This is a genomic window from Myxococcales bacterium (assembly GCA_016717005.1).
GTDB lineage: Bacteria > Myxococcota_A > Polyangia > Haliangiales > Haliangiaceae > UBA2376.
The window spans coordinates 1,051,120-1,063,740 of sequence record JADJUF010000039.1; the positions used below are offsets into that span (position 1 = coordinate 1,051,120).

Annotated in this window: 9 protein-coding genes; 7 read left to right on the plus strand and 2 right to left on the minus strand. The window is 73.4% G+C overall.

The features are described 5' to 3' along the window. Nucleotides 1–156 precede the first annotated feature (156 nt). From IPL61_35410 to IPL61_35420, 3 genes are all read left to right on the plus strand, one after another. Complete coding sequence (locus IPL61_35410) at nucleotides 157–558, plus strand: hypothetical protein (GenBank protein MBK9036480.1); 402 nt, start codon at nucleotides 157–159, stop codon at nucleotides 556–558. 244 nt (nucleotides 559–802) lie between these two features. After that, nucleotides 803–1,744, plus strand: a complete 942-nt coding sequence (locus IPL61_35415) for a hypothetical protein (protein ID MBK9036481.1) — start codon at nucleotides 803–805, stop codon at nucleotides 1,742–1,744. A gap of 44 nt (nucleotides 1,745–1,788) precedes the next feature. Continuing rightward, nucleotides 1,789–3,036: a serine/threonine protein kinase gene (locus tag IPL61_35420; protein MBK9036482.1), complete on the plus strand. Its 1,248-nt coding sequence runs from the start codon at nucleotides 1,789–1,791 to the stop codon at nucleotides 3,034–3,036. Nucleotides 3,037–3,045: 9 nt separating this feature from the next. On the opposite strand, the gene IPL61_35425 is transcribed toward IPL61_35420, so the two are convergent. Continuing rightward, a complete protein-coding gene (locus tag IPL61_35425) occupies nucleotides 3,046–3,633 on the minus strand; it encodes a hypothetical protein (protein MBK9036483.1) in 588 nt (195 codons plus the stop codon). A 116-nt stretch (nucleotides 3,634–3,749) separates the two neighbouring features. Here IPL61_35425 and IPL61_35430 point away from each other — a divergent pair, with 116 nt between their 5' ends. Continuing rightward, entirely contained in the window at nucleotides 3,750–8,489 is a 4,740-nt protein-coding gene (locus IPL61_35430) for a lamin tail domain-containing protein (GenBank protein MBK9036484.1), read from the plus strand. 211 nt (nucleotides 8,490–8,700) lie between these two features. Here IPL61_35430 and IPL61_35435 read toward each other — a convergent pair whose 3' ends face one another. After that, a complete protein-coding gene (locus tag IPL61_35435; GenBank protein MBK9036485.1) occupies nucleotides 8,701–9,540 on the minus strand; it encodes a zf-TFIIB domain-containing protein in 840 nt (279 codons plus the stop codon). 277 nt (nucleotides 9,541–9,817) lie between these two features. Between IPL61_35435 and IPL61_35440 the strand changes: the two genes are divergently transcribed. The 3 genes from IPL61_35440 to IPL61_35450 are packed head-to-tail and all read left to right on the plus strand — an operon-like array spanning nucleotide 9,818 to nucleotide 12,621. Further along, nucleotides 9,818–10,768, plus strand: coding sequence for a hypothetical protein (locus IPL61_35440; GenBank protein MBK9036486.1), 951 nt, complete (start codon nucleotides 9,818–9,820; stop codon nucleotides 10,766–10,768). A 26-nt stretch (nucleotides 10,769–10,794) separates the two neighbouring features. Continuing rightward, nucleotides 10,795–11,823 carry a hypothetical protein gene (locus IPL61_35445; protein MBK9036487.1) on the plus strand — a complete coding sequence of 343 codons (1,029 nt, stop codon included), beginning with the start codon at nucleotides 10,795–10,797 and terminating at the stop codon, nucleotides 11,821–11,823. Between the two features lie 33 nt (nucleotides 11,824–11,856). Then, nucleotides 11,857–12,621 carry a hypothetical protein gene (locus IPL61_35450; protein MBK9036488.1) on the plus strand — a complete coding sequence of 255 codons (765 nt, stop codon included), beginning with the start codon at nucleotides 11,857–11,859 and terminating at the stop codon, nucleotides 12,619–12,621.

Here is a 12,621-nt window from a genome sequence, read left to right on the forward strand (position 1 = left end):
GGCGGTCGGACGGGCTCGACGGAGAACCGGCTCGCCCCGACGAGGGCTCGACGGAGATCGTTGTCAGACCCCTGACGTAGGGTCCCGGCGCAATCCTTCAGCCCCGGTTCGGGCGAGGGATCACAGAACCAACACCCTATCGGGAGGGACTGACAAATGGCTGGAGCAGAGAAAGTTTTCAAGGCTGGCATCAAGCGCGACAACGACCTGATGTACTACGTCAAGAACGGCGACATCTGGTCGGTCCCGCGCAAGAAGCCGGGTCAGGCCAAGGGCAAGTCGAGCGTGCTCGTCAAGGCCGGCGTCGAGATGGACTACAGCAAGTACCTGTACTTCGTCGACGGTGACGGCGACATCGCGCGCAAGGAGCGCCAGGTCGGTGGCTCGAAGCGGAAGAAGGCGGCGAAGAAGGCGCCGGCGAAGAAGGCGCCCGCCAAGAAGGCGGCGGCCAAGAAGGCGCCCGCCAAGAAGGCGCCCGCCAAGAAGGCGGCGGCCAAGAAGGCGCCCGCCAAGACGGCGCCCGCCACGAACGCGCCCGCCAAGAAGAAGAAGAAGTGAGTCACGCACCAGGCCGCCGTGGCCTGGTGAACACCAGCCTGGTTCAGGCAGCGCCGCAGTGATGCGGAGCAGGGATGGCGCCGCGGACACCGGCGCCGTCGGTGTTTTCGGCGACGAAACGTCCCCGTCGCCGCCCGAAGTGCGTGAGAATCGAACCGCCCGCCGGGCCCCGCTCGACAAACCCCAGGGCGCGGCTTGCGCATGTCCAGGGCAGGGCGCTAACCTCGCGAGCAAGGAAGGGAAAATGCTCGATCGCACCCGCAGCTTGCGCCTGGTTCTGGTGGCGGTCTCCGGACTCGCCGCGGGGCTGTTCCCGATCATCGGACCGCTCGCCCCGCGCAGCGCGTGGGCCGGCGACGATGATGACGACGACGACGACGACGACTCCGCCGACAGTGGTGATGATGACAGCGGCGGCGGCGACGAAGAGGCCGACGACGAGGAGGAGGTGGACGAGGAGCAGCCGCCCGTCACCGCCGGCGGCCTCTACGTCCTCAAGACCTACCCGCAGGGCGAGATCCAGCGCCCGCTGACGATGACCAAGGGGCTCATCGAGCTGCGCGGCGGGGTCGGATTCGACGTCGGCAACAAGACCGCGTTCGAGACCGTCGGCGCGGCCGCGGACATCCGCTACGGCTTGCAGGACAACGTCGAGCTCCGCGGCGGGTTCAGCGGCGAGAACAACTTCAAGTCGTTCCGCTTCTACGGCGCGTTCGAGGGCTCGATCGTCTACGACCTGGTCGACTTCCGCATCGGCGCGACCCTCGAACGCAGCGCCGAGACCACGAACGCCGCCGGCGACACCGTGCCCGCGGCGACGACGTTCTCGATCCCGATCGGCTTCCCGTTCCGGTACGCGCCCAAGGAGCAGGTCGCGGTCACCGCGTTCGAGACCGCGTTCGCGATCCAGTTCGACTCCAAGCCTGACTTCACGCCCAACGTCGGCATCGTCATCCAGCCGCAGCCGATCGTGGCGCTCTTGCTCAAGGCGTCGCTGGTGGTCGCCGACTTCGACTTCTCGAACACCGACGCGGTGGTCGTGCCCGCGACCGCTGCGGTCCAGCTCTCGCCCAACAATCGCCTCGACGCCGGCGCCGAGTTCCGCTTCAACAACATGAAGCCGCCCGAGGGCGTGAACTTCTACGACAGCCGCAACCTGCTGTTCTTCGTGCGCTACCGGCTCTGATCGCGCCCGCTCGCACCACCTAGCCCGAGGAGCCCCCCCGCCCCGTGCGAGTCTGTCCGCGCTGCCACACGCGCTTCCCAACCGGGGAGCGGTTCTGCCTGCACGACTCGTCGATGCTGGTCGAGGAGCAGGACCTCGCGCGCCTCGGCAGCGCGGTCGGCAACTACCGGCTCGACAAGATCCTCGGCCGCGGCGGGATGGGCACGGTCTACAGCGGCGAGCACGTCTACATCAAGAAGCTCGTGGCGGTGAAGATCCTCCACCCGCAGTTCGCGCGCTACCAGGACGCCGTCAACCGGTTCCTGCGCGAGGCCCGGGCGGCGTCGTCGATCAACCACCCCAACATCGTCGACGTCACCGACTTCGGCGTGCTGCCGGACGGCCTGGTCTACTTCGTCATGGAGTACCTCGAGGGCAAGAGCCTCGAGGATCTGATCGAGCGCGAGGGCGCGGTCGAGCTGCACCGCGCGCTCAACATCGTCAACCAGATGTCGTACGCGCTCGAGGCGGCCCACACGCTCGGCGTGATCCACCGCGACCTCAAGCCCGACAACATCATGCTGCTCGAGCGTCCCGGCCGCCGCGACATCGTGCGGATGGCGACCTCGAACAGCAACGACACCGGCTACGTCACCGAGCGCGAGCGCAGCTACGACTTCGTGAAGATCCTCGACTTCGGCATCGCCAAGATCCTGGCGCCGGACGAGCTCGGCGTCGACACCATCCAGGGCGCCGTGTTCGGCACGCCCGAGTACATGTCGCCGGAGGCCGCGCGCGGCGACGACGTCGATCTGCGCACCGACATCTACGCGGTCGGCGTGATGCTGTTCGACATGCTGTGCGGCCGGCCGCCGTTCGAGGCCGAGGCCGGCAACGAGGTGCTGCAGAAGCACATCCACGCGCCGGTGCCGTCGCCGCGCGAGTTCGCGCCCCACCGCGAGATCACCGACGGCGCCGAGCGGGTCATCCTGAAGTCGATGGCCAAGGATCCCGACCGGCGCTACCAGAACATGGCCGAGCTGCGGGTCGACCTGGCCAACGCCTACGGCACGGTCTCGTACCGCCGCAACATGCCGGGCGAGGGCCCGCGCGGCCCCGACGCGCGCAAGAAGCGCCTGACCGAAGAGATCGACGACTGGTTGAAGAGCGACAAGTCGTCGATGTCGGTCGAGGAGGCCCGGGTCATGGCCCTGGTCGACCAGGCCGACCGCGCCTTCAACCCGCCGCCGCTGTCGCCTGGCGACGCCGAGCGCCTGGCCAAGGCCCTCGACGACGCGCTCGACGACGACTGAGCTCGACGGTCACGGACCGAGCGGGCCCGGCGGCTCGGCCGGCGGGCACGTGAGCGACCAGCGCACGAGCCCGAGTGACACCGGCAGCCAGGCGAACGACGCGCCGGGGAGCGCGCCGGCGACGGCGCCGACGCGGACCTCGCGCACGGTGACGGCGTAGCCCGCGTAGGAGTTCGCCGACACCCACCCGCAGCCCCCGGGGCCGCCGCGCGCGCGCGCCGCCACCGCGACGTCGACGGCGCCGACCAGGGCGATGCCGCTGCCGTCGGACCCGACGTAGCCGGCCGTCCCGGCGCCAGCGGCCCACCGGCCGTCGCTCCAGGTCGGCCCGGTGCTGACGCCGAGCATCAGGGTCGGCGCCATGCCGACGTGGTAGCCGGCGCCGACCTGCATGCGCAGCGCGGCCGAGCGCCGACGATCGCCGATGTAGCCCGAGCCCTCGACGGTGGCGGTGGCGCCGGGGTGGCCCGCGGTCAGCGACGGGCCGACCTTGACGTGGACGCCGAGGCCGCACCCCGCGAGCGCGGCCGCGACCACGACGCCGCGGAGCGCGCGCTCAGCCAGGCGCGACCGGCGCGCGGTCGGGCGAGGGATCACGATCGGGGCCATCGATCCTGCAGTGATCGATCGGCCGCGTCGGTTCAGGCAAAACGCCGCACCCGCCCACGCCCACGCGCTCGCGTCGGTCGGACCGACCGGCGTACACTGGGGAGATGGTGCGCGCCCAGCGAGCGGTGATCGGGCTCGTCGTCGGCGCGCTGGCGTGCGGCGACAACCTGACGACCGAGCCGCCGCCGCCGCCCGGCGCGGGGCTGTGCGCGGCCAAGACCCTGACACCGTGGCTCCGATCGGAGCTGGGCGTCGGCGGCGCGGTCACCTTCAACGAGGTCATGTACCACCCGGCCGGGGCCGACCGCCGCGAGTGGGTCGAGCTCTACAACCCGCTGGCGATCGACGTCGATCTGACTGGCTTCCGGATCGACGGCGCGATCCGGCACGCGTTCGCGCCCGGCACGCGCATCGGGCCGCGCGGCCTCGTCGTGGTCGCGTCGAGCGCGGGCGTGCCTGGCGCGGTCGGCGTGTTCACCGGGGCGCTGCCCGACGACGGCGGCGCGCTCGAGCTGTGGAACAACTCCGGCCGCTTGCTCGACGCGGTCCGCTACGGCGATGTCGGGCCGTGGCCGGTGATCCCCGACGGCTCCGGCGCGTCGCTGGCCAAGCGCGTCGCCGAGTCCGCCAGCGAGCCGCCCGAGGCCTGGACCGCGAGCCCGCGGGTCGGCGGCACGCCCGGCGCCGGCAACTTCCCGGCGGCCGAGGCCGCGCAGACCGTCCAGACGCTGGTGCCGCTCGGCGCGCGCTGGCGCTATCAGGCCGCGGGCGCCGCGCCGGCGGGCTGGGCCGGCCCGAGCTTCGACGACACCAGCTGGCCCGAGGCGCCGGCGGCGTTCTTCGCCAGCGATCAACCCGGCGCCGCGGTGACCGTCACCGCGACCTTCACCGCCGACAACTTCGTCGCGCTCTACGCGGGTCGGGCCGACGGCACCGACCTCCGGCTGATCGGCCGCGACGCGCTCGGCGACTGGACCTCGCCCGAGCGCTGGACGTTCGCGGTCGCGCCGGACGAGCACCTGTTCGTCGCGGCGTGGGAGGCGCCGGGCAACGACGGCGGCCCGCAGATGGTCATCGGCCAGGTCGCGCTGTCCGACGGCACCGTGGTGGCGGCGACCGACGCCGCGACCTTCGCGTGGGCCCTGGGCCCCGGCGGCGCCGCGCCCGGCGGCGCGCTCACCGAACCGGCGCCGTCCGCCGCGGCGATCCAGGCCGTCATCGCGGGCGCGACCTGGGCCGCGCCCCAGGCCGTCGCCGACAACACCGCCGCGCCGTGGGGGCCGGCGCTCGCCGGTCAGTTCGCGCCGGCCGCGCGCTACCTCTGGCCCGACACCTTCGACAACGTCTCGGTGACCAACACCAGCGCCACGTTCGCCCTGCTCCGCTCGACCGCGCCGCTGCTGCCGCCGCGCGGCGCGACCGAGCTGGCCCGCGGCCCGACGACCACGTACTTCCGCACCCGGTTCCAGATCGGCGCGGGCGTCGCGCTGGCCGGGCCGTGGCTCGACCTGCTGCTCGATGACGGCGCGGTCTGCTTCGTCGACGGCGTCGAGGTGCTGCGGGTCGGCATGCCCGCCGGCGCGATCGGGTCGACCACGCTGGCCGCGACGACCGTGGCCGACGCGACGCTGGCGCTCGGCACCGCGATCGCCGGCGCGGCGCTGGCGCCCGGCGACCACGTGCTCGCGATCGAGGTCCACCAGGCCGCGCTCGACGATCCCGACCTGGCGTTCGACGCGGCGCTGCGGGCGTCGGTCACCGCCGCCGCCCCCGACGGGCCCGGCGTGGCGTTCAACGAGATCGCCGGCGCCGACCGGTCCACGTTCTGGATCGAGCTGGCCAACCTGGGCCCGACGCCGGTCGAGCTGGGCGGCGTCGCGATCGCGTCGTCCACCGGCGCCACGCACGCGCTCGCGGCCCGCTCGCTGGCGCCGGGCGCGGTCGCGCTCGTGCCCCAGGCCGAGCTCGGCTTCGGCGCCGACCTCGGCGACGCGCTGTTCCTGGTCGCGCCGGACCGCGCGACGATCCTCGACGGGATCGACGTGGTCGACGTGCCGCGCGGGCGCCACGCCGGCGACGGCGCCTGGTGGTACCCCGACGTCGCCAGCCCGGGCGCGGCCAACGCGTTCGTCAGCCACGCCGCGGTCGTCATCAACGAGCTCATGTACCACGCGCCGCCGGAGCCCCAGCCCGACGGCAGCGTGGCGCGGTCACCGCTCGAGTGGATCGAGCTGTCGAACCCCGGCCCTGCGCCGATCGACGTCGGCGGCTACCAGCTCGTCGACGCCGTCGCGTACCAGCTGCCGCCCGACACCGTGATCGCCGCGGGCGGGTACCTCGTCGTCGCCCGGGACGCCGCCGCGCTGACGGCGACCGAGCCGGGCCTCGCCGCGCCGATCGTGGGCGACTACAGCGGCAGCCTCGCCGACGGCGGGGATCGCGTGGTCCTGCGCGACGCCTGCGGCAACCCGGTCGACGAGGTCGCCTACAGCGACGGCGGTGCGTGGCCGGCGGCCGCCGACGGCGGCGGCAGCAGCCTCGAGCTCCGCGACCCGCGGGCCGATCACCGCGCCGCCGCGGCCTGGGCGGCCAGCGACGAGGCCGCCGGCGCGAGCTGGCAGACGATCACCTACGACGGCGTCGCGGCGCCGAGCACGGTCGGCCCCGACGGGGTCTGGCAGGAGCTGGTGCTGGGGCTGCTCGACGACGGCGAGGTCCTGATCGACGACGTCAGCGTCGTGGTCGATCCCGCCGGGGCCGCGACCGAGCTGATCGCCGGCGGCTCGTTCGAGGCCGGCGCCGCCGGGTTCCGCCTGCTCGGCAACCACCGCCACAGCGAGGTGATCGTCGACCCGACCGCCCCTGGCAACCACGTGCTGCGCCTGGTCGCGACCGGCCCCACCGAGCACATGCACAACCACGTCGAGGCCACCCTGACCGGCGGCCACGTCATCGGCAACGGCCGCACCTACCGGATCTCGCTGCGCGCGCGCTGGCGGGCCGGCTCGAACCAGCTCAACACCCGCCTCTACTTCGATCGCCTCGCGCGCACGACCGCGCTGGCGGTCCCGCGCCACCACGGCACGCCCGGCGCCCGCAACAGCCGCGCCGCGGCCAACCTCGGCCCGACCTACCGCGACCTCGCGCACACCCCAGCGGTGCCGCGCCCCGGCCAGCCCGTGCAGGTGACCGTGGTCGCCGCCGATCCCGACGGCGTCGCCGCGCTGACCTTGTGGTCCGCGGTCGACGGCGGCCCGCCCACCAGCGCGCCCATGGTCGACGGCGGCGACGGCCGCTTCGCCGCGACCGTGCCCGGGCGCGCGGCCGGCGCGGTCGTGCAGATCTGGCTCGAGGGCCGCGACGCGCTCGGCGCCACGGCGCAGGTCCCTGCCGGCGGCCCCACGGCGCGGGCGCTGTGGCAGGTCGACGACGGCCTCGCCGCGACCAACGGCCTGCACAACCTCCGGATCATCCTGACGCCGGCCGACGTCGCGTGGCTGTTCGATCCGCCCAACCTGATGAGCAACGACCTGCTCGGCGCCACGGTGATCTACGACGAGCGCGAGGTCTACTACGACGTCGGCGTGCGGCTCAAGAGCAGCGAGCGCGGCCGGCCCTCGGCCGTGCGGGTCGGGTTCGCGCTGCGGTTCGCGCCGACGCAGCGGTTCCGGGGCGTCTACGACAGCGCCATGATCGATCGCTCGCAGGGGGTCGGGTTCGGCCAGCGCGAGCTGCTGTTCAACCAGGCGATGAACCGGGCCGGCTCGGTCCACAGCCAGTACGACGACCTGATCCAGGTGCGGCCGCCGCGCCGCGAGCACGTCGGCCCGGCCCAGCTGCAGCTCGCGCGCTACGGCGATCTGCTGCTCGACTTCCAGTTCGAGCGCGGCGGCGACGGCGCGCTGTTCGAGTACGAGCTGATCTACTACCCGACCACGACCGACGACGGCACCGCCACCGGGCGCAAGCTGCCGCAGCCCGACGCGGTGGTCGGCACGGCCCTCCGCGACCTCGGCGACGATCCCGAGGCCTACCGGCTGACGTTCATCGCCAAGAACAACCGGTGGCGCGACGACTACCGCGACCTGATCCGCTTCGCCAAGGTGTTCGGGCTGCCGGCCGCGCAGTTCGATCAGCAGGTCGGCGACGTGATCGACGTCGACGAGTGGCTGCGGGCGTTCGCGTTCGCGACGCTGTCGGGCGCGGTCGACAACTACGGCCACGGCAGCCAGCACAACGCCGACTTCTACGTCCGCCCCGCCGACGGCCGGGTGCTGTACTTCCCGCACGACCTCGACTTCCTGGGCTCGCCGCTGGGGCCGGCGGTGGCCAGCGGCGACCTGGCGCGGCTGATCGCGCGCCCCGCGCACGCCCGCGCCTACTACGGCCACCTCTACGACATCATCGCGACCGCGTTCAACGGCGGCTACATGGCCGCGTGGGCCGCGCAGCTCGGCGCGCTGCTGCCGGGCCAGGACTTCGCCGGCCACCTGCAGTACATCGTCGCGCGCGCCGACTACGTCATGAATGGCGCCCCCGACGCGATCACCCGCGCCATCCCCCAGGTCGCGTTCCAGATCACCACCAACGGCGGCGCCGCGATCTCGGTCACGACCGCGACGATCACGCTCGACGGCCTCGGCTGGGTCGACGTGGCGACCGCGCGGCTCGCGCCGACCGGCGCGGCGCTGGCGCTGACCTGGCTCGATCGCACGGCGTGGCGCGCGACCGCACCGCTGGCGTGCGGCGCCAACCCGCTGCAGCTCGAGGCGATCGATCGCCATGGTCAGCCGGTCGGCGCCGACGCGATCGTCGTGACGCGCACCGGCCCGGGCTGTCCGTAGCGCGCCGACGCGATCGTCGTGACGCGCACCGGCCCGGGCTGTCCGTAGCGCGCCGACCCGATCGTCGTGACCCGCGCCGGCCCGGCGGTCCGGAGCGCGCCGCGCCGACGCGATCGTCGGGCGCCGCCAGCCGCCGGCGCGATCGTCGTGCGGCCGTCCGGCGCCGCCGGTCGCCGACCCGATCGTCGTGCGGCCGTCCGGCGTCGACCCGCTACCGGAACAGCGACGCCAGCAGCTCGATCACCACCGCGCCCGACCGGCCGCTGTTCTTCTGGGCTTGGCTCGAGCTGCGGCTCTCGCCGATGGCCGCGAACTGCGCGGCCTGGAGCTCGCGCTTGGCCTCATCGCGCATGCGCGCGATCTCGGCGCGCTCGGCCTGCTCGAGGCCGCCGGTCATCACGAACTCGATGATCCGCGGCAGCTCGCCGGCGTCGAAGAACGTGCCGTGGTCGCGGCAGACGTCGACGATCACCCGGGCGCCGGTCGCGAACTGCTTGCGGTTCATCACGTTCTTGCAGGTCGGGCACTTCACGTACATGCGCCCGCCCGGCGGCACGAACGACGGCTCGGCCTTGGTCAGCGCCCCCAGCAGCGCCTCGGCCCGGGCCTGGCGGCGATCGGTCACGACCCGCTCGATCGCGGTCTTGTCGAGGAACACGCCGGCGCAGCCGCGGCACTCGTCGACCAGCACGTCGCCGACCATGCGACCGTGCAGCGCCTGATCGCACCGGGGACACGCCGCGTCGGGCCGCGCGTCGCCGTGCGCCGCGTGGTCGATGCCGGCGCCGCACTCGGGGCAGTGCTTGTGGCCGTGGAACACCCGCGACAGGCACCGCGGGCACGCCTTGAGCAGCAGCTCGGCGCGGCAGAACTCGCAGTGCTTGTGGTTGGCGGCCACGCCCGCGCCGCAGCGCGGACACGCGAGCAAGCCCGCCTGCGGGCTCGGCGCCGCCAGCTCGGTCACGGTGCCGCAGCGACACCGGAACCGCTGGCCTACCTCGTGGCCGCTGACGTCGTAGCGGCTGTCGCATCCCGCGCACGCAAGGATCATGAGTGGCCATAGTGATGCCGCGCGCGCGGCGTCGCAATCGCAACCGGACCGATGACCTGCCGAATCCGCGACGCAGTGCCACCGCGATGACGCAGTCGGAACCTGGCGAACCCTTGACGGTGCATGCGTCGAGTCGTTCACACGTCTCCACCCTGAATCGCCCTTGTCAGATGGCTCGACCAGTCATTTTCTCAATCAATATTAGTATCTTGCATATCACAATGGACGGACCATCCAAACACTCGGCATCCAGCTTGCACTGCGTCAGAGCACCTCGATGCGCCGCGTGTTCTTGCTCTCGGTCGCGTGTGTGCTCGGAGCACCTGGGCTCCACAGCGCGCGCGCCGATGAGGTGAGCGACCAGCCGACCGACCCGCTGCCGGCCCGCCGTCGCACCGCCAGCGCCGCGACGATCTTCCGCGGTCCGTTCCGATCGCCGCGCCTGTTCGCGATGCCGGTCGCCGACGTGGTCGGCGCCTTCCAGCTCAGCCTGTCGGGCGACGCCAGCTTGCTGCAGGAGCCCGGCATCCTGACCTCGGCCGGCGTCGCGGCCATCGGCTTCGGCGACGTCGCGCAGATCGAGTATCGCCACACCACCGCCGTGGGCATCGGCCGGCTGACCGCGCCGATCCCGGCGGTCGGCGTGCAGCTGCAGGCGCCGTTCCGCGAGCGGCCGTGGGTGCCGGCGGTGGCGATCGCGTTCCGGCTGGGCGTGCCCCGACGCGAGACCGTCAGCGGCGAGCCGGTCGACGAGTCGGTGACCGATCTGTACCTGGTCACGCGCCTGCGCATGCGCGGCCCGCTGACCGGCCTGACGGTCCACACCGGCGCGCGCGTGTCGTCGGCGAAGATCGCGCGCCCGGGCCTCGGCCCCGACGGCGAGCGCCAGCGCGTGATGGTGCTGCCGGCGCTCGGCCTCGATCTGCAGGCGACCGACGTCACGCGCGCCATCGCCGAGATCTCGCTGGCGCCGCAGTTCCGCTTCGACCCCGACGTCGACGCCGCGCCGCGCGTCGACTACGGCCTGCTCGGGCGGGTCGGCGTGCGCTGGGCCGCGCTGCCTGCGGTCGTGCTCGACGACAGCGTCGGCTACCAGTTGGAGGTCGGGCGCGGCCAACCGGACGACGGCCTCGACGCGTCCGTGCAATGGGACATCCGCCTCGGGGGCGAGGTGTTCGTGCCCTGGGGCGCGATCGCCTGTCGCGTCACCGGGGGCTTCTGCGAGTGACCGCGCCAGCACCAAGGAGGATCGTCGTGTCTACCAAGCTCTCCCAGCTCCTCATCACCGGCGCCGTCGCGCTCGGAGCCGGCGCCGCCACCGCGCAGCCGCTGCCCGTGCCGATCCCGCTGCCACCACCACCCGACGCCACGCCGCCGCCCGAACCCGACGCGACGCCACCCGAGGCGCAGCCGCCGGTCGAGCCGCCCGACGCTTCGCCGCCGCCGGTCGATCCGGACGTCGCGACGCCGCCGCCGATCGAGGTGACCGATCCGCCCGACCCGGCGCCGCCGCCGATCGCGCTGCCCGAGCTGCTGCTCGCGCCGTCGGGCGCGATGCTGCCGGCCGGCATCATCTACTCCCGCTCCGGCGTCGACACCTCCGGCGGCCTGTCGAGCGATCTGCGGTTCGGGCTCGGCGACGTCGCCGAGTTCGGCGTGGCCGTGACCGACCTGGTGCGGGCGCGCGAGGCCTACGGCCAGACCCCGAAGCGCCTGGCGCCGTTCTACACCGCGACGTTCCGCATGGGCCTGGCCGAGGATCGGCTGTTCCGACACCAGCCGGCGCTGGCCCTGGGCTTCCGCAAGTCGTTCGAGTTCGAGGCCGACGGCCACCGCTCGCGCATCGCCGAGCTGCACCTCGCGGCGTCGAAGCACGTCGGGCCGCGCACCTCGGTGCACCTCAACGGCTCGTTCTGGGACGCGTCCGTCGAGACCGGCGAGGCCGGCCCGGTCGTGCTCCACGACCAGGGCCTCGGGCGCCAGCTCCGGATCGGCGGCGGCGTCGCGGTGCGCGCGGTCGAGGACGCCGACATCCTGGTCGACTTCGCGTGGGTCCCGGAGTTCTGCTTCACGTGCTCGGAGGTCAACCAGATCAAGCTGCGCCCGATCCTGTCGTGGGGCGTCCGCTACGATCTGGCCCGCTGGGCCCAGCTCCAGTCGGGCGTCCGGGTTCCGGACATCGGCGACGCCAACCTGCTCGACGCCCAGATCTTCGGCCAGATCACGATCATCAACCGCACGCTCGAGCGCGTGGTCAACCGCAACCGCCCGCGCCACCCCTGACCGCGCGCGCCCGGCCCCACCATGCGCGTCGTCGTGTCGCTCCTGCTCGTGGTCGTCGGCGTCGGCCGCGCCGCCGCCGATGACGGCGCGGCCGCGACGCTGGCGCCGACGGTGCTGACGATCCCGACCGCGTGGACCCAGCCCGGCACGGCGATCTACGCCAGCGGCGACGTCGATCACCGCGGCGGCGCCGGCGCCCGCGCGACCCTGTCGTACGCGCGCCTCGTCGACGTCGACGTCGGCGGCGACGAGCTCGTGACCGCGTGCGACCCGTGCGCCGGCGTCGGCCGGACCGTGACCGGCGTGCGCCAGACCAGCGCCGGGTGGAAGCTGAGCCTGCGGCCCTGGCGCGGCGGCGCGGTCGCGCTCGGCGTGCGGGTGCCGTTCGGCCACCGCGAGGTCGGTCGCGCGACCGAGGCGTTCGCGGTGATGTCGGCGCAGCTCGGGCCGGTGCGGCTCCACGCCGGCGCGTCGACCTGGGCCAGCGAGCACCGCGGCGCCGACGGCGCGACGATCCGCCTCGCCCCGTCCGCGAGCGTGCGGCCGCTGGCCGGGCTCGCGTGGACGCCGGAGATCTACCCGCGCACGACGATCCTGGCCGACGTGCAATGGTTGCCGCAGCTCGGGCCGAGCTCCGCAGAAACTGCGCCGCGCTGGGCGTTCGCGTGGGGCGTCCGCTACCGCGCCTTCTCGTGGAACGCGATCGAGCTGGGTGTGCGCCACCGCGCAGGGGACGATCTCGGCGGCGCGACGGTGATGGTGCGGCTGTCAGCGATCTTGTCAGCGCGCGGGCGCTGA